This is a genomic window from Streptomyces sp. NPDC002676, from assembly GCF_053592455.1.
Window position 1 is genome coordinate 148,347 of record NZ_JBSFVT010000013.1, and the last position, 22,918, is coordinate 171,264.

General features: G+C 70.7%; 17 protein-coding genes. 13 read left to right on the forward strand and 4 right to left on the reverse strand.

Going from position 1 to position 22,918, the window contains the following annotated elements; translation table 11 throughout:
• Nucleotides 1–29 precede the first annotated feature (29 nt).
• On the forward strand, nt 30–428 hold the full coding sequence (locus tag ACWD3E_RS29845) for an OB-fold nucleic acid binding domain-containing protein (RefSeq protein WP_451349183.1): 399 nt from the start codon (nt 30–32) through the stop codon (nt 426–428).
• 3 nt (nt 429–431) lie between these two features.
• Nucleotides 432–1,199 (forward strand): DUF3159 domain-containing protein, encoded by a 768-nt coding sequence (locus tag ACWD3E_RS29850; RefSeq protein ID WP_451390678.1) that lies wholly within the window; start codon nt 432–434, stop codon nt 1,197–1,199.
• Nucleotides 1,200–1,260: 61 nt separating this feature from the next.
• On the opposite strand, the gene ACWD3E_RS29855 is transcribed toward ACWD3E_RS29850, so the two are convergent.
• Both ACWD3E_RS29855 and ACWD3E_RS29860 read right to left on the reverse strand, forming a co-directional pair.
• A complete protein-coding gene (locus tag ACWD3E_RS29855; RefSeq protein WP_451349181.1) occupies nt 1,261–1,932 on the reverse strand; it encodes a potassium channel family protein in 672 nt (223 codons plus the stop codon).
• Complete coding sequence (locus tag ACWD3E_RS29860; protein ID WP_451390679.1) at nt 1,932–2,603, reverse strand: NAD-binding protein; 672 nt, start codon at nt 2,601–2,603, stop codon at nt 1,932–1,934. The genes ACWD3E_RS29855 and ACWD3E_RS29860 overlap by 1 nt, the downstream gene beginning before the upstream one ends.
• Nucleotides 2,604–2,975: 372 nt before the next feature.
• On the opposite strand from ACWD3E_RS29860, the gene ACWD3E_RS29865 reads away from it, so the two are divergent.
• From ACWD3E_RS29865 to ACWD3E_RS29875, 3 genes are all read left to right on the forward strand, one after another.
• On the forward strand, nt 2,976–5,027 hold the full coding sequence (locus tag ACWD3E_RS29865) for an APC family permease (protein WP_451390680.1): 2,052 nt from the start codon (nt 2,976–2,978) through the stop codon (nt 5,025–5,027).
• Nucleotides 5,028–5,145: 118 nt separating this feature from the next.
• Nucleotides 5,146–6,477: a class I SAM-dependent RNA methyltransferase gene (locus ACWD3E_RS29870; protein ID WP_451390681.1), complete on the forward strand. Its 1,332-nt coding sequence runs from the start codon at nt 5,146–5,148 to the stop codon at nt 6,475–6,477.
• A 693-nt stretch (nt 6,478–7,170) separates the two neighbouring features.
• Nucleotides 7,171–8,301, forward strand: a complete 1,131-nt coding sequence (locus tag ACWD3E_RS29875; RefSeq protein ID WP_451390682.1) for a discoidin domain-containing protein — start codon at nt 7,171–7,173, stop codon at nt 8,299–8,301.
• Between the two features lie 41 nt (nt 8,302–8,342).
• Here ACWD3E_RS29875 and ACWD3E_RS29880 read toward each other — a convergent pair whose 3' ends face one another.
• Nucleotides 8,343–9,686 carry a COG1470 family protein gene (locus ACWD3E_RS29880; RefSeq protein ID WP_451390683.1) on the reverse strand — a complete coding sequence of 448 codons (1,344 nt, stop codon included), beginning with the start codon at nt 9,684–9,686 and terminating at the stop codon, nt 8,343–8,345.
• A gap of 235 nt (nt 9,687–9,921) precedes the next feature.
• Between ACWD3E_RS29880 and ACWD3E_RS29885 the strand changes: the two genes are divergently transcribed.
• The 4 genes from ACWD3E_RS29885 (at nt 9,922) to ACWD3E_RS29900 (ending at nt 16,776) form a co-directional block, all read left to right on the forward strand.
• Nucleotides 9,922–10,614, forward strand: coding sequence for a LuxR C-terminal-related transcriptional regulator (locus tag ACWD3E_RS29885; protein WP_451390684.1), 693 nt, complete (start codon nt 9,922–9,924; stop codon nt 10,612–10,614).
• A gap of 170 nt (nt 10,615–10,784) precedes the next feature.
• Nucleotides 10,785–13,979 carry a hypothetical protein gene (locus ACWD3E_RS29890; protein WP_451390685.1) on the forward strand — a complete coding sequence of 1,065 codons (3,195 nt, stop codon included), beginning with the start codon at nt 10,785–10,787 and terminating at the stop codon, nt 13,977–13,979.
• On the forward strand, nt 13,976–14,683 hold the full coding sequence (locus tag ACWD3E_RS29895; RefSeq protein ID WP_225830388.1) for a DUF4255 domain-containing protein: 708 nt from the start codon (nt 13,976–13,978) through the stop codon (nt 14,681–14,683). Before ACWD3E_RS29890 ends, ACWD3E_RS29895 begins: the two co-directional genes overlap by 4 nt.
• Nucleotides 14,680–16,776, forward strand: a complete 2,097-nt coding sequence (locus ACWD3E_RS29900; protein ID WP_451390686.1) for an AAA family ATPase — start codon at nt 14,680–14,682, stop codon at nt 16,774–16,776. Before ACWD3E_RS29895 ends, ACWD3E_RS29900 begins: the two co-directional genes overlap by 4 nt.
• Nucleotides 16,777–16,792: 16 nt before the next feature.
• Here the strand turns inward: ACWD3E_RS29900 and ACWD3E_RS29905 are convergent, their stop codons facing one another.
• Nucleotides 16,793–18,823 carry an eCIS core domain-containing protein gene (locus ACWD3E_RS29905; protein WP_451390687.1) on the reverse strand — a complete coding sequence of 677 codons (2,031 nt, stop codon included), beginning with the start codon at nt 18,821–18,823 and terminating at the stop codon, nt 16,793–16,795.
• 244 nt (nt 18,824–19,067) lie between these two features.
• Here ACWD3E_RS29905 and ACWD3E_RS29910 point away from each other — a divergent pair, with 244 nt between their 5' ends.
• Genes ACWD3E_RS29910 through ACWD3E_RS29925 form a run of 4 tightly spaced genes read left to right on the forward strand, consistent with a single transcriptional unit; the run spans nt 19,068 to nt 21,755 of the window.
• Nucleotides 19,068–20,621, forward strand: coding sequence for a phage tail sheath family protein (locus tag ACWD3E_RS29910; protein WP_451390688.1), 1,554 nt, complete (start codon nt 19,068–19,070; stop codon nt 20,619–20,621).
• Nucleotides 20,622–20,662: 41 nt separating this feature from the next.
• Entirely contained in the window at nt 20,663–21,103 is a 441-nt protein-coding gene (locus ACWD3E_RS29915) for a phage tail protein (RefSeq protein ID WP_041127466.1), read from the forward strand.
• Nucleotides 21,100–21,600 (forward strand): zinc-ribbon domain-containing protein, encoded by a 501-nt coding sequence (locus tag ACWD3E_RS29920; RefSeq protein ID WP_225830391.1) that lies wholly within the window; start codon nt 21,100–21,102, stop codon nt 21,598–21,600. Before ACWD3E_RS29915 ends, ACWD3E_RS29920 begins: the two co-directional genes overlap by 4 nt.
• A complete protein-coding gene (locus tag ACWD3E_RS29925; RefSeq protein WP_175439233.1) occupies nt 21,597–21,755 on the forward strand; it encodes a DUF6760 family protein in 159 nt (52 codons plus the stop codon). The genes ACWD3E_RS29920 and ACWD3E_RS29925 overlap by 4 nt, the downstream gene beginning before the upstream one ends.
• Nucleotides 21,756–22,918 lie beyond the last annotated feature (1,163 nt).

A 22,918-nucleotide genomic window follows, 5' to 3' on the forward strand; every position in this document is an offset into this window, starting at 1 on the left:
CTGTCGGTGTGCGCCGGTACGCTTCTGATATGAGTGCTGTTTCTCGTTCCGAAAAGCCGGCCGGCCGGTTCCGCCGCATGATCGACCGGCTCTCCTCTTCGCAGGAGGATCTGGAGTCCGAGGAGCTGCGCGAGGACGCCGAGACGGCAGGTTGCACCAGGATCGGTGACTGCCAGGACCGACAGATCGTCACCGTAACTGGTACCTTGCGCACGGTCACTCTGCGTCCGCGTGCCGGTGTCCCGGCCCTGGAGGCCGAGCTGTTCGACGGCTCGGCCGCGCTGGACGTGGTGTGGCTCGGCAGGCGCTCCATCGTGGGCATAGAACCGGGGCGCAGGCTGATCGCTTCGGGCCGGATCGCGATGAGCCGGGGCCGCCGCGTGCTGTTCAACCCGAAATACGAACTGCGACCCCTCGGACGGGAGTAGCCGGTGACGTCCCTCGACAAGCCGACCCAAGACGCCGGACAGGCTCAGACCGACGACGCCCGGGCGGTGACCGAGGCAGCGCTGTTCGAGGCGTTCGGCGGCGTCCGCGGCATGGTCGAGACGGTCGTACCGGGCCTCCTCTTCGTCGCGATCTTCACGGTCAACAAGGACCTGCACATCTCGGCGATCGCCGCGCTGGCCGTGTCCCTGATCCTGGTCGTGGTCCGCCTGGCGATGAAGGACACCGTCAAGCACGCCTTCAGCGGTGTCTTCGGCGTGGCCTTCGGTGTCGTCTTCGCGATGTTCACCGGCAACGCCAAGGACTTCTACCTCCCCGGCATGCTCTACACGCTGGGCCTGGCGCTGGCGTACATCGTCACCACCCTCGCCGGAGTGCCCCTGATCGGCCTCATCCTCGGCCCGGTCTTCAAGGAGAACCTCTCCTGGCGCACCCGCAACCCCGGCCGCAAGAAGGCGTACGCGAAGGCCAGTTGGGCCTGGGGCCTGATCCTGCTCGCCAAGTGCGCGATCCTCTTCCCGCTGTACTGGTGGTCCGACACCACCAAGCTCGGCTGGATCCTGATCGCCCTGAAGATCCCGCCGTTCCTGCTGGCCGTGTGGCTGACCTGGGTCTTCCTGGCGAAGGCGCCCGCGCCGATCGACGTGTTCGCGGAGATGGAGGCCGAGGAGAAGGCCGAAGAGGAACGCAAGGCCGCGCTGGCCGCCGAGGGCGGGGAGCCGACAGCAGGACGCCACCGCCGGGAGGCGTGAGCAGCCGTCGTACGACGAGAAGGGCGCCCCTGGATGCCAGGGGCGCCCTTCTCGTATGCGGTCAGCCTTCGTCCCGCCGCACCGACAGCAGTTCCTCCAGCTGCTCCTCGCGGGCCGGCGCGGCCACGAACAGCAGCTCGTCGCCCGCCTCCAGGGAGTCCTCCTTGGAGGGCGTCAGCACCCGGGCGCCACGGATGATCGTGACCAGGGACGTGTCCTGCGGCCACTCGACCGCGCCGACCTGGGTGCCGGCCAGGGCCGACTCCTCGGGCAGCGTCAGCTCGACCAGGTTGGCGTCGCCGTGGCTGAAGCGGAGCAGGCGGACCAGGTCGCCTACGCTCACCGCCTCCTCGACCAGGGCGGACATCAGGCGCGGGGTGGACACGGCGACGTCCACGCCCCACGCCTCGTTGAACAGCCACTCGTTCTTGGGGTTGTTCACGCGGGCGACGACGCGCGGAACGCCGTACTCCGTCTTTGCGAGCAGCGAGACGACCAGGTTGACCTTGTCGTCGCCGGTCGCGGCGATCACGACGTTGCAGCGCTGCAGCGCGGCCTCGTCCAGGGACGTGATCTCGCAGGCGTCGGCCAGCAGCCACTCCGCCTGCGGGACGCGCTCGACCGAGATCGCGGTCGGTGCCTTGTCGATCAGCAGGACCTCGTGGCCGTTCTCCAGCAGCTCGCCCGCGATCGAGCGGCCGACGGCACCGGCCCCGGCAATGGCGACCCTCATCAGTGACCGCCCTCCTCTTCCGGCCCCCCGGCGAACGCCGCCTCGACCTTCTCCACGTCGTCCGACCGCATCATCACGTGCACGAGGTCGCCCTCCTGCAGCACCGTCTGGGAGGTGGGCAGGATCGCCTCGCCCAGGCGGGTCAGGAACGCCACCCGGACGCCCGTCTCCTCCTGCAGCTTGCTGATCTTGTGCCCGACCCACTTGGCGGAGGCGTGCACCTCGGCCAGCTGCACCCCGCCGGTGGGGTCGCGCCACAGCGGCTCGGCGCCCGCGGGCAGCAGCCGGCGCAGCATCTGGTCGGCGGTCCAGCGGACCGTGGCCACGGTGGGGATGCCCAGGCGCTGGTAGACCTCGGCACGGCGCGGGTCGTAGATCCGGGCGGCCACGTTCTCCACGCCGAACATCTCGCGGGCCACCCGCGCGGAGATGATGTTGGAGTTGTCACCGCTGGAGACGGCGGCGAAGGCGCCCGCCTCCTCGATGCCCGCTTCGCGAAGGGTGTCCTGGTCGTAGCCGACGCCGGTGACCCGTCGGCCGCCGAAGCCCGGGCCCAGCCGTCGGAAGGCGGTGGGGTCCTGGTCGATCACAGCGACCGTGTGCCCCTGTTGCTCCAGGGTCTGGGCGAGAGTGGAACCCACTCTCCCACAGCCCATGATGACGATGTGCACGACCGTCCTTCCGATGTCAAGAGATGTCGACTTGGCCTTAACAGGTTCTCAGACTGTGGCCCAAGCTACACACGCATCGTCCGGGACGGGCACCCTTGTGCCGGGGCTGTCGCGATCAACGGCGCGTGATACTGCGCACGCTGCACAGGAAAAGGATTCCGAGGCCGACGAGGGCGACCACAGCCCCGATCAGCTCTGCGGCAAGGGGCATGGGACCTCCGAAGTGCGGCGACAGGCGGGGTCTGCCATCTAGCCACGGCGAGCGGCCCCGCCACGGAATCCGCAGTTCCACCGGCCGCGGAGTTCACCCTTGAAGCAGATACGGGCGCCCGGCTGGGCGGCAGCCTGTTCGACGCCTTACGATCCTCTCTCGTGTCCAAACTGACCGACGTGCCCAAACGGATCCTGATCGGGCGCGCTCTGCGCAGTGACCGGCTGGGCGAGACCCTGCTGCCGAAGCGCATCGCCCTCCCCGTCTTCGCCTCCGACCCGCTGTCCTCCGTCGCGTACGCGCCCGGCGAGGTTCTGCTGGTGCTCTCCATCGCGGGAGTGTCGGCGTACCACTTCAGCCCCTGGATCGCCGTCGCGGTCGTCGTGCTGATGTTCACCGTGGTCGCCTCCTACCGGCAGAACGTGCACGCGTACCCGAGCGGCGGCGGCGACTACGAGGTGGCGACGACCAACCTCGGCCCCAAGGCCGGCCTGACCGTGGCCAGCGCCCTGCTCGTGGACTACGTCCTCACCGTCGCCGTCTCCATCGCCTCCGGCATCGAGAACCTCGGCTCCGCGATCCCCTTCGTGGTCGAGCACAAGGTGCTGTGCGCGGTCGCCGTGATCGTGCTGCTGACGCTGATGAACCTGCGCGGCGTGAAGGAGTCGGGCAAGCTCTTCGCGATCCCGACGTACGTGTTCGTCGGCGGCGTCTTCATCATGATCGCGTGGGGTGCCTTCCGCGGCATGGTCCTCGGCGACTCCATGCATGCCCCGACGGCCGACTACCACATCAAGGCCGAGCACCAGGGCCTCGCGGGCTTCGCGCTGGTCTTCCTCCTCCTGCGGGCCTTCTCCTCCGGCTGTGCCGCGCTCACCGGGGTGGAGGCCATCTCCAACGGCGTCCCGGCCTTCCGCAAGCCCAAGTCCAAGAACGCGGCGACCACGCTCGCGCTGATGGGCGGGCTCGCCGTCACCATGTTCTGCGGGATCATCGCCCTCGCCATGTCGACCAAGGTCCGCATGGCCGAGAACCCCGCCACCGACCTGATCCACAACGGCCACCCGCTCGGCTCCGGCTACGTCCAGAACCCGGTGATCTCCCAGGTCGCCGAGGCTGTGTTCGGCAAGGGCAGCTTCCTGTTCATCGTCCTCGCGGCGGCCACGGCCCTGGTCCTGTTCCTCGCGGCCAACACGGCCTACAACGGCTTCCCGCTGCTCGGCTCGATCCTCGCCCAGGACCGCTACCTGCCGCGTCAGCTGCACACCCGCGGCGACCGCCTCGCCTTCTCCAACGGCATCGTGCTGCTCGCGGGCGCCGCGGCCCTGCTGACGGTCATCTACGGCGCCGACTCCACGCGCCTGATCCAGCTGTACATCGTCGGCGTGTTCGTGTCCTTCACGCTCAGCCAGACCGGCATGGTCCGGCACTGGAACCGCCACCTGGCCTCCGAGCAGGACCCGGCCGAGCGCAGCCGCATGATCCGCTCCCGCGCGATCAACACGTTCGGCGCCTTCTTCACCGGCCTCGTGCTCGTCGTCGTCCTCGTCACGAAGTTCACGCACGGCGCCTGGGTCGCCCTCATGGGCATGGGCCTCTTCTATCTGACGATGACCGCGATCCGCAGGCACTACGACCGCGTCGCCGACGAGCTCGCGGCCCCCGAGGGCCCGACCGACGACAGCGCGCGCCCCTCCCGCGTCCACTCGGTCGTCCTCATCTCCAAGATCCACCGCCCCACCCTGCGCGCCCTGGCCTACGCCCAGCTGATGCGCTCGCACGGCCTGGAGGCTGTGACCGTCGGTGTAGACCCGGCGGAGACCAAGGCACTGCGCGAGGAGTGGGAGCGGCGCGGCATCGACGTACCGCTGAAGGTCCTGGACTCGCCGTACCGCGAGATCACCCGCCCGGTGATCGAGTACGTCAAGAGCCTGCGCGCGGAGTCCCCGCGCGACGCGGTCTCCGTGATCATCCCCGAGTACGTGGTCGGCCACTGGTACGAGCACATCCTGCACAACCAGAGCGCCCTGCGCCTGAAGGGCCGCCTGCTGTTCACGCCCGGCGTGATGGTCACCTCCGTGCCCTACCAGCTGCAGTCCTCCGAGGCGGCGAAGCTCCGTGCCCGCAGGCGCCAGGAGTGGAGCGCGCCGGGTGCGGTGCGGCGCGGCCCGGCGGCGGAGCGGCCCAAGGAGCCGTCGGCGACCAAGGACTGAGTCAGGGCTTCGGTCTGAGCCCGGGATCCGGCCGGTGGTGAACGGCCGGACGACAGCCACGTAAACTGGTGGGCTGTTGTCCGGCCGTTTCCCGTTCCCGATCTGGAGTCACCCCACCATGCCCGCAGAACCGAAGAAGTCGCTGGTGGGGGAGGAGTACGAGGTCGAGATCGGCCCCGTCGCCCACGGCGGCCACTGCATCGCCCGTACGTCCGAGGGCCAGGTCCTGTTCGTCCGCCACGCCCTGCCGGGCGAGCGGGTGGTGGCCCGGGTGACGGAGGGCGAGGAGGGGGCGCGCTTCCTGCGCGCGGACGCCGTACGAGTCCTGGAGCCCTCCAAGGACCGCGTCGAGGCCCCCTGCCCCTACGCCGGCCCCGGCCGCTGCGGCGGCTGCGACTGGCAGCACGCCAAGCCGGGCGCCCAGCGCCGCCTGAAGGGCGAGGTCATCGCCGAGCAGCTCAAGCGGCTCGCGGGCCTCACGCCGGAGGAGGCCGGCTGGGACGGCACGGTGATGCCGGCCGAGGGTGACAAGCTGCCGGCGGGCGAGGTACCGCAGTGGCGCACCCGCGTGCAGTACGCGGTGGACGCCACGACCGGCCGGGCGGGCCTGCGCCGCCACCGCTCGCACGAGGTCGAGCCCATCGAGCACTGCATGATCGCGGCCGAGGGCGTCAGCGAGCTGGGCATCGAGCAGCGCGACTGGACCGGCATGGAGTCGGTGGAGGCGATCGCGGCGACGGGCTCGCAGGACCGCCAGGTCATCCTCACCCCCCGCCCCGGCGCCCGCCTCCCCCTGGTGGAGCTGGACAAGCCGGTCTCGGTCCTCCGGGTCGACGAGAAGTCGGGCGGTATCCACCGGGTCCACGGCCGCCCCTTCGTCCGCGAACGCGCCGACGGCCGTACGTACCGGGTGGGCAACGGCGGCTTCTGGCAGGTCCATCCGAAGGCCGCGGACACTCTGGTGACGGCGGTCATGCAGGGCCTGCTCCCGCGCAAGGGCGAGATGGCTCTCGACCTCTACTGCGGAGTGGGTTTGTTCGCGGGGGCGCTGGCCGACCGCCTCGGCGAGAAGGGCGCGGTCCTCGGCATCGAGTCCGGCAAGCGGGCGGTGGAGGACGCGCGCCACAACCTCGCCGACTTCCCCCGCGTCCGCATCGAACAGGGCAAGGTCGAATCGGTCCTCCCACGCACCGGCATCACCGAGGTCGACCTCGTCGTCCTGGACCCACCGAGGGCCGGCGCGGGCCGCGACACGGTCGAGCACCTGTCTTCGCTGGGAGCACGCCGCATCGCGTACGTCGCCTGCGATCCCGCTGCGCTGGCCCGGGACCTGGGGTACTTCCGGGAGGGCGGGTACCGGGTGCGGACGCTTCGGGCGTTCGATCTGTTTCCGATGACGCATCATGTGGAGTGCGTGGCGATTCTGGAGCCTGCGCAAAAGGGCTCCTGACCTGCTGCTTTGTGGGCGAGGTCGATTGATGACGAGTCAAGTCGATCTGTTTCCGGGAGTCCACCGCGTGGAGCGTGTCGCAGGTTCCTGCCACGTGTCTCACCTGCGGCTTCGCGAACGGGCACAGGGTGGGAGCGCTCCGTCTCACCTCCGTGAGGGGCGGCTGGGCCGAGTTCGAGCGAGACATGGGGGTTGCCGAACGGGTCTCCTGCGCGCTCACCCGCGGCGTCGCAGAAGGGCCGTGTGGCCGACGTCCTGAGCGCCGAGGGCTCGTCGGTCCGCTACAGGCGGCCCTGGCGGTCGGGTCGACCCCCGACCCAGGTTTCCTGGAGATCCTCATCGAGCGGTGCGCGGTCGAGCCAAGACGTCGGAGGCGTGACCAGGCCGCGTACGCGCGGGTCAGTCGTTGAGCGCGGGACTGGACGCAGAGCCACTGACAGCGACACCCCTTCAGCACGAGACCGAGCGCGTGCGTCACCCTGTCCATGTTCAGCTTCCCCGCCGTTGTCGGCGACTTCAGTGCCTCCTTCGTGGCCTCTCCTGCCTCGCGATCTGCTTCGGCAGGGGAGGTGGTGGAGATGTCGCGCTGGATGAGGGCACGGTGCGATTGTTCCCACCTGCACCTCACGTCGGCACTGTCTCCGGGGACTTCCTCCGCGGCCGTGGCGGCCTGCGAGGCCCTGAACCGGGTCGGTGTCCGCCGACGGCTCGTACACCTACACCCTGCCGAGCGGGACGTCGGCGATGTTCACCACGCAGAAGCTGTCAAGCTTCCCCGCACCGGTCTTCGGAAGCCTGAAGCCGAAGCAAGGCATACCGCGTGCCAAGTTCACGATCAGCGGTTCTCATTTCGGTGACGCGCAGGGGCTCGGTACAGTGCGTTTCGGGAAGCTCTTCGCCGAAATTGACAGTTGGTCGGACACGAGCATCAGCGCGTACGTGCCGAGCGGGCTTCCGGTGGGGACGTACAAGCTCTCGGTGAACGGAGCCGGCGGAGCAGACGCAGGTGGAGCTTCCTTCGACGTCATAGACCTGGGCCCCGCGCTGTCGCGCACGGGCTGGACCGCAACGACCTCGGACACAAGCCCGTACAACGACGGTCCCGCAAACATGCTGGACGGCAATTCCGACACCCGGTACAGCTCCGGAACAGGCCAGTACGACGGCCTGTGGATCCAAGTCGACATGGGGCAGACGCAGACGTTCGACAAGATCCTGCTCCATTCCGGCAGCAACATCGGCGATTATGCGCCTAGCGCGGACGTGTACGTGTACGTCAAGGTCGTCAACACCGGCAATGTCGCGAGTAACTGGTGGGCGATCGCTGAATTCACCATCTACAAACGGACATGTGCCGTGTTGAACTCGCCGCTGTCGGGGCTGATGACAAACCTGCCCTGGCGAAACTGCTGGAGTTGCATCTGCATGACTTCTCCGAGTTTCTGCCGTTGGAGTTGTCGGCGGATGGCACGTTCGGTATTGCTGGTTGGACAGCTACTTCACGGCCCGGACCGCGAGGCCTACTCGATCACCATGGGTGGCCAGTTGGCAGGGTTCGCCCTGGCCCCGCTGCGACGTCGGTCAGGGGGCCGTGCTCTGCCGGGGCCCGCGACCCGTGGTGGTTCGGGCGCCCGGCTGGTGCTGATGCTGCGGCGCTTCAGCGGCATCACCTCCTACCAGGAAATCGCCGACGTCTGCGAGGTACCGGTCGGCACCGTGCGCAGCCGGCTCAACCAGGCCCGCGGGAAGCCGGCGCAGGTGCTGCTTTTGAGACCCGGGATATCGATTTCCGGCCGAAAGGGATACCGAGCTTTACAGATGTAGGCACTAATGGTCGACAATGATCCGGAAGAAGAACGTCCGATTCACTCGGTGGTGCGGCTGAGCGATCCGCTCACATTGAGGACCTCGTGGCATTCCTGCGCCTGCTGGCCCGTGGCCGGTGTACCGGGCTTCGCACAGGTCACGTTGATGGTCACCGTGTCGTTCTCGGGGATCTTGATGGGGGTGACCCAGTGGTAGTCCTGGTTGCGGAACGTCTCCAGCGCGATCGTGGTGATCTTGCGGTCGCCGAAGGTGATCGTCATCACCCCTTCGTCGCCCTGGAAGTTGGCGACGACGATGTCCGTGACCCCGAAGATGCTGTTCTCGGGCACCTTGTAGGTGCCGGTCTTGGTCTGCCCGGTGCCCGTCTTCAGGTCGATGGTCGCCGAGCTCTGCTGACCGGCGCCGGTCGCGGTGCCGCCCTCGGCCGAGGAGCCCCCGCCCGCGCCCGATCCGGTCGCCGCCCCCGACTCCTGGCCGCCGCCGGGCTGGTTGTTCGTGCCGGTGCCGGGGGACTCTCCGCCCGCCTGGTCGCCGGGCGGGGTGGCACGCGGCTGTACCGCCTTGGTGGCCGCCTCCTTGGCGGCGCTGCGCACCGCGGGACGGACCAGCGCGAACCAGGCGAGCAACAGCGCGAGCAGCGCGGCGAGCACTGCGAGCAGCCACTTCGGGAAGATCGGTATCTGGACGAACTCCGCGTCCAGCGGCGGCCGGACGACGGGCTCGTCCCAGCGGCCCTCCGCCGTCTCCTCCTGCTCGCCGGTCTCGCGGGTGTCCACGGTGAACGGCCGGACCACGGGGTTGCCGAACCACACCGGCTTGGCGGTACGGACCCGCAGCCGGACCTCCGTCGACTCCCCGGGTTCCAGCTTCGGCTCCGCCGGGGCGAAGGTGAACCCCAGTTCCTCGCCGGCCTGGCCGGGGGCGAAGCGTACCTGCACCGGGGTGTTGCCCTGGTTGCGCACGGCCAGCAGATAGCGGCCGCGCAGCCAGCCACGCCGGCGGCGCGGGGCGAGCTCGGTCTTCAGCTCGTGGAACTCCCCGACGTGCACGGTGGTTTCGAGGACCTTGACCGACTCGGGGTGCTCGTTCGGAAGGACCCGTACGCCGAGGGGCATCTCGCCGGCCCGGATCTCCGGGGAGCGCGGCGGCGCCAGACGGAGCGTCACCGTCTCGGAGGTGCCGGGGTAGAGGGAGACGCGCTCGGGTTCCACGGTGGTCCAGGCGGCGCAGTCGCCGACGACCTTCAGGTCGTACGCCTCGACGATGTCGCTGTCGTTGCGCACGGTCAGGCTGGTGGTGGCGATGTCACCCGGCGTCACGGTCACGGCCGGGATGTCGAGGCCGGGCGCACCGGGACCGGAAGAGGCTGCGGAAGGCGTCACGCCCTCACCGTAGGAAGGTGCCCGGGAGGCGGGGGAGGGACGGGAGGGCAATGCGCGGGCAGTGACGCTGCCCGGCAAGCCACTGTCAACTCCCTGGTAACGGTGGGCTCTTACGGTGGCGAGCCGCCTTCGGTGCACCACTGACCCGTGATCGCCTCGCGCTGTATCACTCAACCCCCCACTGACTCATGAAAACAGGTATCCCATGTTCCGCGCAGAGGAGAACGGTCCTGCCATGTCCGACACCACGACACGTGATCTCCTCCGGACCGGCTCGATCCACCGCACCTCTCGCCCCGGTGGCCCGACCCGGGCAAGCGTGGCCGTCTACGCCGCCGACCCCGTGCTGCGGGTCGGTGTCGTCCAGCAACTGCGCCAGCGCCCCGAGGCCGAACTGGTGGACGACGCCGACGCGGAGCGGGCCCAGGTCTCGCTGGTCGTCGTGGACGGCATCGACGACGACGTGGCCGCCCTGCTGAACCGGCTGCGGTACAACAGCGCCACCCGCACCGGCCTGGTGATAGGCACCCTCGGGGCCGGCGGGCTGCAACGCGTCATCGAGTGCGGTGTGTCGGCGGTGCTGCGCCGCGCCGAGGCCGATCAGGACCAGCTCGTGCGGCTGGTCCTGGCGGCGGCCAACGGTGAGGGGGTGCTGCCCGGCGATCTGCTCGGCGAACTGCTCAGCCACGTCGGCAATCTCCAGCGCTCGGCGCTCGACCCCGGGGCCCTGTCCCTGTCCACGCTCACCACGCGCGAGGCGGACATGCTGCGCCTGGTGTCGGAGGGCCTGGACACCGCGGAGATCGCCCGCAAGACCTCGTACTCCGAGAGAACCGTCAAGAACGTCCTGCACGAGATCATCACGCGACTCCAACTGCGCAACCGGGCCCACGCGGTGGGTTACGCGCTGCGCAACGGGCTGATCTGACAGGCCCGTTCGACGGACCGCCCGACGGCGGAGGGGAAGGCGGCGGTGCCCGAAAGCACACCGCGTGCTTCCCCCGGGTGCGGACCTCGAGCCCTGCCGTCTCGCGCGCGGCCGGTAGACGGTGACGGGGGCACATCCAGATGCCGCACCAGACTGCGAAGGGGACCGTGATGGAAACCGCTGGCCCCGGCGGGCGGTACCGCCTGGGGAGACTCGGCACCTCGCTCCTGCTGCTGATCCCCCTGCTCGGGGTGACAGCGGCGGCCGGGCCGGGCAGCGCCGAGCCCGCGGCGGCTGCCGACGCCGCGGAAACCCGGGTCGCGTACGCGGGCACCGGCCATCGCAGCCTCGGTGAGGTCGCCTCCACCACCTCCAGCACCCCGCTGTTCGGTGACGGCCCGGTCCACTACGACACGCAGCCGTCCGCCCTCGGCGACCAGATGGTCTTCGCTAGCCGCCGCGACGAGAAGGACCCGCAGGTCTATCTGCGGGCCGCCGACGGTTCGGTACGACGGCTCACCAGCGGCATGGACGCGGCGCACCCCCAACTGACCCCCGACGGCCAGTCGGTGGTGTTCGACGCGGCCGAGTCCACAGGACTGGGCGGCGGGACCCAGCGCGACCTGTGGCTGGTGCGCACCGACGGCACCGGCCTGACCCGGCTGACCAACACGTCCGCGAACGAGGAGGACCCGACGGTCTCCCCCGACGGGCAGCGCATCGCGTACGCCGACGACGGCGACCGGCTGGTCGGCCGGCAGATCTACGTACGGGCCCTGAGCGGTGGCACCGCCACCCGGATCACCGATCCCGCCAACGGCACGGCCTCCGAGCCGGCCTGGAACCCGGTCGACGACGACGTCAACCGCGACTGGATCGCGTACACCGCCACCACGACCGTCGACGGGCAGTCCGTGACCCGGCTGCGGATCACGAACGGGAGCGCCGACGAGCCGCTGTTCGGGGGCGCGCAGGCAACCTGGCGGGCCCACGGGGCAGCGTGGCTGCCCGACGGGGACGGTGTGCTGTTCCTCAGCCCCGAGATCACCTGTCAGTGCGAGGGCGACTGGGACCATGTGTTCCGCTCGACCGCCCACTCCGACCAGGTCCCCTCGCTGGTGCTCAATGAGGACCGGAACGTCCTGTCGCCCACCTGGCTCGGCTCCATGGACGGCGGCAGGGCGGTGGTGGAGCGCACCTCGGCGGCCAACCCGCACGTGGTGACACTCCAGGACGCCCGGGCGGACGGCTCCGACCCACGCGACCTGGGTCTGACGATCCTCAACGAGGATCCCGCGGCCGACACCAACACCGACCCCGCCAAAGACCCGCTGTTCCAGCCTGCGGCCGGCCACGACCCGTGGACCGAGCGGCAGAACTACACGCCCGACGGCCGCCGGATCGTCCTCACCCGCTTCGAGGACGGCGCCGACGGCCGGATCGAGCGGATCTGGATGGCCGACGCCGACGGCTCCAACGCGGCGCCGCTGCCGCTCGCGGGACGCGGCGCGAACGACTGGGACACCGACCCGACGTTCTCCCCGGACGGCAAGTACCTCGCCTTCACCCGGACTTCGCCGGGCGGCGTCGGCGATGCCGCCGGAGCCAGCCGCATCCTCATCGCGGATGTCGCCACCGGCGCGATCACCGGCGAGATCGTGCCGCCGGCCGGGCAGCTCCAGGGCCAGGACGCCCAGCCCACCTGGTCGTCCGACGGCACCACCCTGGCCTTCACCCGCAACATGGAGATCAACGGGGGCGGCGGCAACAAGCACGTGTGGACCGTGCCCGTGAACGACCTGACCCAGCAGCGCGACCTGAGCGCCGCCAACTGCCCGGGCGACTGCGCGGTCATCGACGACAGCCCGGCGTTCTCACCGGACGGGCGCAGCATCGCCTTCAACCGCAAGAACGGCGCCGGCCGGATCGACGAGGAGAACGGCATCCTCCTGACGTCCGTGTCCGGCGGCGACTGCCAGGTGCTGCTGCCCACTGCCGCCCGCGGCCAGTCCGGCGCCTGCGGCCGGGAGCTGCCGGACACCACGACCACCGGACCGCACCAGCCGCGCGACGCCGCCTGGACCGCCGACGGCAAGAGCCTGGTATTCAGCTCCCGTGCCGAGGCCGCGGTCAACAGCCCCGAGAAGCTGAGCCTCCTGGACGTCGACTCCGGCGACATCACCCCGCTCACCACCGAACTCCCGGGCCGCCAGAAGGAACCCACCGTCCAGCAGTCCGTGGACCTCGCCGTCCGTGCGCCCGGCACCACGCCGGAGGTCACCGTCGGCGACTCCACCACGGTCCGCGTCGACGTGGTCAACAACGGCCCCGCCGCCTCGCCCGGCACCCGCCTGACCGTCGCGCCGCCGACCGGCGTGCAGGTCACCGGGATCAGCCGGCCCGGCGGCACCTGCGACGCCTCCTCGCTCCAGTGCGACCTGGGCGTGGTGGAACCCGGCACCACCGTGCCGGTGGACGTCACGCTCACCGGAGTCACCCCCGGTGACGCCCCGGTCGACTGGTCGGTCACCGGCACGGTCCTGGACCCGCAGCCCAGCGACAACACGGGCCGGACCGTGGTGCCGGTGCGCGAGGCGACACCGCCCCCCTCGACACCGCCCCCCTCGACACCGCCCCCCTCGACACCGCCCCCGAGCTCCACGCCCACCCCGACCCCCACCACGCCGCCCACGGTGCCCCCGGAGCCCGAGGAGCCGAAGGCCGGGCCCGGGGTGCGGGTCACGGCCCAGCCGAACCCCGGCTATGTCGGCGGGCGCGTCGTGGTGACGTACACCGTTCGCAACGGCCGCAACGCGCTGGCCACCGGACTGCGGCTGAAGATCGGCCTGCCCTCGGGGCTGCCCAACAGCGGGCCGCCCGAGGGCTGCGACCAGCACTGGGTGTGCGCGCTGCCCGACCTCACGCCGGGCGCGAGCACCGTCGTACGGGTCGTGCTCAGCCCGAAGAAGGCGATGACCGGCCAGGTCACCGGCGTGCTCACCACTACCGGCACGGACGCGAACAAGAACGACAACACGGCCAAGGAGCGGCTGCGCATCCTCCAGCCGCGCATCGTCGCGGTGCCGGACATCGGCAAGCCCGGCTTCGTCACCTCCGTGCGCGGCAAGGACTTCCCGCCGGGAGTGCCGGTGAAGTTCAAGTGGAACCCGGGGATCACCGCGGCGGCAGCGCCCACGATCCCGAAGACCGACGGCACGTTCATCGGCCAGCTGCTCATCCTCGCCAAGGACCAGACCGGGCCGCGCACCATCACCGCCGGCGGTTCCGGATTCTCCCCGGTGAAGACCGACTTCCTGGTCGTCAACGGCAGTGTGCAGCCGCCGGACGAGGTGACCCGCCGGTGATCCACGAGGTCGACGAGGGCCTGCGGCGGCTGCTCGCCGAGAGCGGTCTGGAGGCATCGGGCATCGAGGTGGTCTTCGACGCCCCCACCCGGGACTGGGCGGCCCGCCGCAGCGCCCCGACGGTCTGCGTCTTCCTGTACGACATCCGCGAGGACGCCGTACGACGCGGTACCGGTGCCGGGGAGGTGTACGACGAGGATGGACACCTCGTCGCCCGGCGCTCCCCGCCGCGCTGGTTCCAGCTGGCCTATCTGGTCACGGCGTGGGCGAGTCGCCCGCAGGACGAGCACCGGCTGCTGTCCCAGGTGCTCGGCGCGCTGGTCGCCCACGACACGCTGCCCGCCGGGCTGCTCACCGGCTCGCTCGCCGAACTCGGCCTGACTGTGGGCCTGGAGACCGCCGGGACGGGCATGGACGCGCCGACCGCCGCGGACGTCTGGTCGGCGCTCGGCGGAGAGATGAAGGCGTCGCTCGGGGTACGGGTGCGGGCACCGCTCGCCGGTGTGACCAGGGCCGCCGCGCCGCCCGTCACCGAAGGTCTCGTCGTGCGCTCCGCCGCCGCCCGCGAGGGTGAGGAGACGAGCCCGGGCCGCCGGCTGCGCTACACGGAGGCCACTGACCCCGGCCGCGATGGGTTCACCGGGCCCCGTGAACGGCCGCCGGCCCCGGCGCGCAGGCGGCGTAGGGGGGATCGGCAGGCGTGACGTACACCGTGGAACCCGAGGTCGGGGGCGGTGTCGGCGCGGGAGGGGACACCGGTGTGGATCCCCTGTGGGAGCGGCTCGGTGCCGTCGAGGCGCGGGTACGGGAGGCCGTGGCGGTACGACGGTCCGTGGACCCCGATCCCGACGATCCCTACCGGGGCCAGTACCTCACCCCGGAAGCGGCGGCGCGGATCCTGGACGAGCCGGGTGGGCTAGTGCCCGCCCAGGGACTCTGGCAGCCGCCGGCGGGGTCTGTGCTCGACGGACTCGTCCGGCGGTTCGGGCTGTCCTCGCTCGACCTGGACCTGCTGCTGGTCGCGATGGCACCCGACCTGGACGCGCGGTTCGAGCGGCTCTACGGCTACCTCAACGACGACCTGACACGCCGTCGGCCCACGGTCGGGCTCGCGCTGGAGCTGTGCGGACTCGGCGGCGCCTCGCCCGCCCGGTTCCGCCTCGCCCCCGGGGCGCCGCTGATCGCACACGGTCTGGTGGAGGTCACCGAACCGGAGCGGCCGCCGCTGTCCCGTGTCCTGGCCGTCCCTGACCGGGTCACCGCGCACCTCCTGGGCGGCACACGGCCCGACGCCCGGCTCACCGGTGTGCTCGGCGAGCCCCGGGAGGACCCGACCGCCGAGGCCGCGGACGTCCACCGCGCGGCGGCCGCGGCCGGCACCGGCGTCGGTCTCGTCCATCTGCGCAGCCGGGGCGGCGACGCCGAGGGGCTGGCCACCGCCGCCCTGCACGCGGCCGGACTCGGCCCGCTCGTCCTGGACGCGGTGGCGCTCGCCCGGCGCTCGGCCGACGTGCCGGCACTGGCCCGGGTGATCGCCCTCGAAGCCCGGCTGACCGGCGCCGGTGTGGTCCTCGGCCCGCTGACCGCGTTGCCCGGAGAACCCGCCGAACGAGCCCGAACGCTCTCGTCGTTGTGCGCCGAACTACGCGGCATCCCCCTGTTCACCCACGGCACGACCGGCTGGGATCCGGCATGGGCGGCCGACACCCCCGTCGTGCTGAACGTCGAGGCACCCTCCCCGGAACGACAGGCCGCACGCTGGCGCCACGCGCTGGACCGGGCCGCCGGTGACGCCGTGACCGGTGACGTCGAGGCGCTCGCCCGGGCCGTCGCCGCGCATCGCCTGGACTCCGGGCAGTTGCGCCGGGCCGCCGACGCGGCGGTGCGGACAGCCACCATCGAGGGACGGCAGGTGGGTCCCGACGATCTGCGTACCGCCGTACGGGCGCAGAACGGCGCCGGGCTGGACCGGCTCGCCCGGCGCGTTGAGCCGGGGGTCGGCTGGGACGATCTGGTGCTGCCGCCGACCACCCACCGCCGGCTGCGTGAACTCGCGCTGCGCGCCCGCCACCGCGAGCAGGTGCTCGGGCAGTGGGGGATGCGGCCCGGCGGCGGCCGGGGCCGCGGTGTCATCGCGCTGTTCGCCGGCGAGTCGGGCACCGGCAAGACCATGTCCGCCGAGGTCGTCGCCGCAGACCTGGGCATGGACCTGTACGTGGTGGATCTGTCCACGGTCGTCGACAAGTACATCGGGGAGACCGAGAAGAACCTGGAGCGGATCTTCACCGAGGCGTCGGCGGTCAACGCGGTGCTGCTCTTCGACGAGGCCGACGCGATATTCGGCAAGCGCTCGGAGGTGAAGGACGCCCACGACCGGCACGCCAACATCGAGTCGGCGTATCTGCTCCAGCGCATGGAGTCGTTCGACGGGATCGCGGTGCTGACCACCAACCTGCGGGCCAACCTGGACGAGGCGTTCACCCGCCGCCTCGACGTGGTCGCGGACTTCCCGGTGCCGGACGCCGGCCAGCGCCTTGCCCTGTGGGACCGGTGCCTGGGCGACCGACTGCCCCGGGGCGACGACCTGGACCTCGCCTTCTGCGCCGACCGCTTCGAACTGGCCGGCGGCTCGATCCGCGCCTGCGCGGTCACCGCCGCCTACCTCGCGGCCGAGTCCGGTGAGCCGCTCACCATGCGGCAGACGGTGACCGCGATCGCCCAGGAGTACCGCAAGCTCGGACGGCTGGTCCTGGAGAGCGAGTTCGGGCCGTACCTGGCGCAGGCCGCCGACGTGTGAGGCGACCGGCCCGAGGTCAGGGCTTGGACCTTCTCGTGGCCTTGCTGAGATCCACGCTGTTGGGCAGCATCGCCTGCGGACGCAGGAGGTCCTTGAGGAGGAACTTCATCAGTTCCGCGCCGGACATGCTCTTCAGCCGGTTCGCCAAGGCGGGATTGGCGTCCTCCATCCGCATGATCTCCAGCACCGCGCGGTCCACCAGGCCGGGAATGATGTCCCTGCCCCTCAGGGTGTTGGAGCGGATCCGCTCCTTGTACTCCTTCTCCTTCCGGTGGCCGGCGCCGTAGGTCATCGTGCTGAACTCGTCCGCCGCGACCTCGTTCTTGACGACGGGGAGCAGGTTGGCCCGCTCCGGGTCCGTCTCCTGTGCCTTGGCCTGCATGATGAGTTCCATCATGTCGAGGTCCGTCTTGTTCATCCCGCGGTCGAAATTCCGCACGGGCCGGGAGAACTGCTTGGGCATCTTGTCCATGCGGGTGGGCAGTTCACTCTTGAAGGCCGTGGGTTCGGTGGGGTCGGCCTTGATCACCGGATACTCACGCTGGGCGAAGTCGCTGAGCATGAGCCAGCCCTGGGACTCCAGGGGCGAGTCCGCGAGCGGGATCTCGAACCGGACCTTTCCGAACCGGGTGTCGCGGAACTCGCTGCCCGGTGCCTCCAGGAAGAAGAAGACGAAGCCCTCGTTCGCCAGGACGTGTGCGTCGTAGCCCTCGGAGTTGTTGGCCGCGTCGGGGTTGTCCTTCAGCAGCTCCGTCTTCGACTTGATCTGGTTCGCCTGCGACAGCAGGTCAGCCCGGGCCTCGTCCTTGGTGTAGTGGCACAGCACGCTCTGCCGCAGCGCGGCTGTCAGGTTTCGCTCGACGCCGCTCACCCAGTCCTTGCGCCCGCGGGTATTGATCTCGTTGGCCATACCGGCCCGGTTCATCTCGGAGAGTTCGCGGAAATAGCTCGGCCCGTTCATGGCGAACGCCACGGCGCTGTCGGCCCAGGTCTCCTCGTTCCAGAGCAGGCCGCGCGCGGTCATCGCCTCGAAGGGGGCGCGTGCTTCGGCGGGGAAGTCGCTGTCCCTGCCGATCTGTTCGGTCACCAGGGTGTTCTCGGCCTTGAGAGCCGTGCGGGCCTCGGTCAGGAAGTGCCGGGCGGCGGTCCCGGACTCCTTGGTGAGGTTCTCCTCGGCGCTGCCGACCGCCAACAGCAGTGTCATCAGCTCCTGCGCACAGTGCATCGGGTCACGCTTGGGATCCGCGTCGTACGCCTTGATGCCCTCGCGGATCTCCGCCAGCTCGGGTGACTCCTGCGCGGGCGTGCTCCCCCAGGACTTGAGGAAGGACTTCAGGGGGTTGCCGTCGGACCCGACCGCCGGCAGCTTGTCCGAGAGCGCCTCATGGCCCTTGCGCTGGATCACCGCCGCCCCGGAGGACACCGGCCCGGAGTGCTCCGCGGTGCACGCTTCCGCCCGCTGCACGGGTGCGGGCCCCGCCATGATCCGGTGCGCGTTCGCCTCGGCCTCCCGTTCGAACCGGTCCGAGGGGTCAGACACGCGCAGGCCGTTGCCGTGGTCGGTGCCCGCGACCGGCCCCTGCCGCTGCTGGACGACGTGGGTGAGTTCATGCGCGAGGGTGTGCTTGTCGCCGCCGCCTTCGCCGATGACGACATGGCTGCCGGAGGTGTAGGCACGCGCGCCGACGGAACGGGCCGAGCGGGCCGCCGAGGCGCCGGTGTGCAGCCGTACGTCGGAGAAGTCGGTGTCGAACCGGGACTCCATCTCCTGGCGCACCGGCCCTGCAAGGGGTTTGCCGGCCGAGCGCAGGACGTCGTGCACCTCGGTGCCGGGCTGCTCCGGGGCTTTTGTGGTGCGCGCGCGGCGGGCGATCATGCCGGTCACCGCGGCGTTGCCCGCCGTGCCCTGGGCGGCCTGGAGCGCGGCGGCCGTGAGCGGGGGCGGTACGGCGGCGCCGTTCCCGGACGCCTCCCGTCGGGCGCCGGCCTGGCCGCGCGCCGGTTCCTGGTCCTCGCTCCGGCCGGTGCGCGGCTTGGAAGTCTGCACCTGCTGCCTCCTCGTCGGCGCCCATGCTGCGGCTCTCCAGTTCATCGCGGGGGCGAGCGGGGCGTCCAGGCCCGAAGGGGCAGCGCGAGGGCAACGGTGGGCGACGTCGGGACGGTCAACCTGGGGCGTCCGTAAAGGCAGATGTATTGCCCCCGGGCAGGTCCGCAGGTCCCTGCCGCTGTGCCGGTACGCCGCGCAGACTCGGCCTGGACACAGGTGACCGTAAGGACGTTAAGGAGCGAGCATGCCGACGTACCTCACCCCGGGCGTATACGTGGAGGAGGTGCAGTCCGGTGCCCGACCGATCGAAGGGGTCGGCACGGCCGTCGCCGCGTTCGTCGGCTTCGCCGAGAAGGGGCCGTTCCACGCGCCGACGCTGGTCACCAGCTGGGACCAGTACTCCCAGGTGTTCGGCGGCTTCACCGAGGGCACCTATCTCGCCCACGCGCTCTACGGGTACTTCTCCAACGGCGGCGGTGCCGCGTACGTGGTGCGCATCGGCGGGGCCGCCGAGGCCGCCTCGGGCCCGTCGGTCAATGGCGGCCGGCAGCCGAAGGCGGCTGCGCCGGTCGAACTCGGCGGCTTCCTGATCGCGGCCAAGCCGGGCATGACCGGGGTGTCGGTGGAGGTCGCCGACGTGGACGGCGAGAACCCGCCGGAGGACCGCTTCAAGGTCCTGGTCCGGCGCGGCGACGAGGTGGTGGAGACGTACGACGCCTCCACCCGCAAGAACGTCAAGGGCTACCTGGTCACCCAGGCCCGCGCCTCCAAGCTGATCGAGGTCACCGAGCAGCGCGGCGCGTCCCAGACCAAGCCCGCCGCCCAGACCGTCGCGATCCCCGACGCCGTCGGCGCCCCCGCCTCGAACGGCTCCGGTGAGCTGGCCCGCATCGACCCCGCCGAGTACGTCGGCGACGCGGCGGCCCGTACCGGGTTCGGCGGTCTGGAGACCATCGACGAGATCACCATGGTCGCGGTGCCCGACCTGATGGGCGCCTACCAGCGCGGCGACATCGATGCCGAGGGCGTGCGCACCGTGCAACTCGCAGTCATCTCGCACTGCGAGCAGATGGGCGACCGCGTGGCCGTCCTCGACGCCCCGCCCGGGCTCAACGCCCAGCAGGTGCGCACCTGGCGCAACGACGAGGCGGGCTACGACTCCCGCTACGCCACCCTCTACTACCCGTGGGTGCGGGTCTTCGACCCGGCCCTCGGGCGCAACACCACCGTCCCGCCGAGCGGTCACATCGCCGGTGTGTGGGCGCGCAGCGACGCCGAGCGCGGGGTGCACAAGGCGCCGGCGAACGAGGTGATCCGCGGCGCGGTCGACCTGGAGCTCCGCCTCAGCAAGGGCGAGCAGGACCTGCTGAACCCGATCGGCGTGAACTGCATCCGGGCCTTCCCCGGCCGCGGCATCCGGATCTGGGGGGCCCGCACGCTCTCCTCCGACCCGGCCTGGCGCTACCTGAACGTGCGCCGCCTGTTCAACTACCTGGAGGAGTCCATCCTCCTGGGCACCCAGTGGGTCGTGTTCGAGCCCAACGACGACCGGCTGTGGTCCAGCATCCGCCGCAATGTCACCGCGTTCCTCACCGAGGAATGGCGCCGGGGCGCGCTGTTCGGTCGTACCGCCGACGAGGCGTTCTATGTGAAGTGCGATCGCGACAACAACCCGCAGGAGTCCATCGACCAGGGCCGGGTCGTCTGCGAGATCGGCGTCTCGCCGGTCAAGCCCGCCGAGTTCGTGGTCTTCCGGCTGGCCCAGTTCTCCGACACCACCAGCCTCATCGACGAGTGATCCGCGAGTCCGGTTCTGTAAGGAAAGGTTGACAGACAGTCATGGCAACGGGCGATGCTCTTTCCACTCACGTCTTCGGCGTGCAACTCGGCGGATACCTGGTGGAGTCCATCCAGGAGATCAGCGGGTTCACCGTCGAAGAGGATGTCGTCGAGGTCAAGCAGGTCACCGCGGAGGGCAAGCAGATCATCCGCAAGCAGCCGGGTGCCCGGCAGGCCGGTGAGATCACGATCACGCGGGGACTCGACCAGAGCAGCGAGTTCACCCAGTGGATCAAGGAGACCCTGAACAACGGGGCCGTCAACACCGCGCGGCAGAACCTCACCATCGAGATCAAGGACACCGAGGGCAACACCGTCCGCCGTATCCAGCTGATGCAGGGCTGGGCCTCCAAGTGGGAGGGCCCCTCCCTGAAGGCGGGCGAGTCGTCCCCGGCCACCGAGTCGGTCACGATCACGTTCGAGGAGATCGTCGTCGAATGAGACGCCGTACGGTGACGGCGGGCAACCTGGAGGATCTCCTCCAGGTGACGGCGCCCGCCCAGGCGTCGGAGCAGCAGGTGGCGGCCACCCCGGCCGCCGCCCCGCCGCGCCGTGAGGACAACAGCGGATTGCGCACGGAGTTCGAGTTCGAGCTGCCGCGCGGGTACGTGGACGAGGCGGGCACCGTGCACCGGTACGGCGCGATGCGGCTGGCCACAGCCCGCGACGAGCTGCGGCCCCAGATCGACCTGCGGGTCAAGGAGAACCCGGCGTATCTGAGCGTGGTGCTGCTGAGCCAGGTGATCACCCGGCTCGGCACGATCACGGATGTGCACGCCGGGATCGTCGAGCGGATGTACGCCACAGACGTGGCGTTCCTCCAGGACTTCTACCGCCGCGTCAACAGCGAGGGCCACACCCGCGCGGCGGTCACCTGCCCGCACTGCGAGGGCGGCTTCGAGGTCGACCTCTCGGGTGGGCGCCTGGGGGAATCGTGACGTACGCCCTTCCCCGGCTCCGGGAGGAGATCGCGTACATCGCCTACCACTTCCACTGGGAGCGCGAGGAGATCCTCGATCTCACGCATGGTGAACGCCAGCAGTGGGTGGCCGAGATCGCCCGTATCAACACCCGTATGAACGAAAGCGGTTGAGTAGATGGCATGGCGGGACAGGCTGCGCCGCCGCGCCGGGGCGGGCGGGTCGGAGGCCCGGGGCTCTGCCGTGCCTGGGGGCTCGGATGCCGGTGGCGACGGCGGTTCGGGTTCTTCGGATCCTTCGGGTGCATCGGGTCCTGTGGGTTCCTCCATGCCTGGCGACTGGGACGGCGGTTGGCGCCGCACCGCCCCACCTCAACTGACCGTCTCCCGTGCTCCGTTGGGCGTGAGTGACGGCCTCACCTTCCGTGCGGCGCTCGCCGCCTGGCAGAACCCTTCCTTCGACAGCGGGCTCGGGCATGCGCTGCTGCCGACGGCTCCGGCTGGGCTGGTGCGGGGTGTGGCTCGCCCGGCCGGCCCGCGCGCTGTGAGCGTTGGCGGGGGGCCGCTGCTGCTTCGGGTGGTGCGGACGGAAGGGGGCGAGGGGTCGGAGGACGGGGCGCAGGGGGATTCTCGCTCGGCGTCGACGTCGGCGTCGGTACGTCCAGCTCGTGGTGGCTCCTCCGGTGCCAACCGCACTGTGGGGAAGGGGAGGTCGGGCGGAACTTCGCAGAGTCGTGACATCACGTCGTCCGTGGGTTCCCCCGCTGTCCCTTCCTCCCCGACTCCCGCTGTCCAACGGCCCGTTGCCCCGTCGGCCGCCGCGCCGGTTCCGCTCGTGCGACGCGTCGCGGTGATCCCGGGGGCGGTCGGACCGTCCGTCCAGCGTGCCGCGAAGGAGGCGCCGGAGACGGGTGCGCAGCCCGCGCCGAGCGGAAGTCGGTCGGAGGTGTCCCTCCCCGCCGTCCAGCCACGGTCGGTGGGGCCCCACTTGACGGTCGCCCCCCGGGTGATGGGGCCTGTACGCCATGTCCCTGCCCTGAGGTCTGCGGTGGTCGACGAGACGGCCGCACCGAGCACGCCCGTACAGCGTGCGGGAAGCCGGCCGCCGTTGGGTGCGCCGTCGGTGGAGGATGCCTCCGTCGTGTCCGCTGCGGGACCCGTGCCCGGTCCGGTGCTTCCCGTGGTTCAGCGGCAGGCCGAGGACGTCCAGAGTTCCTCCGTGAGTCCTTTGCCGAGCGCCGCCGTACAGCGTGCGGGAAGCCGGCCGCCGTTGGGTGCGCCGTCGGTGGAGGATGCCTCCGTCGTGTCCGCTGCGGGACCCGTGCCCGGTCCGGTGC

Bases quoted from the DNA above. Each gene is read 5' to 3' on its own strand.
- ACWD3E_RS29890 (WP_451390685.1), top strand. From the start codon at position 10,785: ATGGAAACCGCTGGCCCCGGCGGGCGGTACCGCCTGGGGAGACTCGGC.
- ACWD3E_RS29920 (WP_225830391.1), top strand. From the start codon at position 21,100: ATGAGACGCCGTACGGTGACGGCGGGCAACCTGGAGGATCTCCTCCAG.
- ACWD3E_RS29910 (WP_451390688.1), top strand. From the start codon at position 19,068: ATGCCGACGTACCTCACCCCGGGCGTATACGTGGAGGAGGTGCAGTCC.
- ACWD3E_RS29855 (WP_451349181.1), bottom strand. From the start codon at position 1,932: ATGAGGGTCGCCATTGCCGGGGCCGGTGCCGTCGGCCGCTCGATCGCG.
- ACWD3E_RS29870 (WP_451390681.1), top strand. From the start codon at position 5,146: ATGCCCGCAGAACCGAAGAAGTCGCTGGTGGGGGAGGAGTACGAGGTC.
- ACWD3E_RS29885 (WP_451390684.1), top strand. From the start codon at position 9,922: ATGTCCGACACCACGACACGTGATCTCCTCCGGACCGGCTCGATCCAC.
- ACWD3E_RS29915 (WP_041127466.1), top strand. From the start codon at position 20,663: ATGGCAACGGGCGATGCTCTTTCCACTCACGTCTTCGGCGTGCAACTC.
- ACWD3E_RS29845 (WP_451349183.1), top strand. From the start codon at position 30: ATGAGTGCTGTTTCTCGTTCCGAAAAGCCGGCCGGCCGGTTCCGCCGC.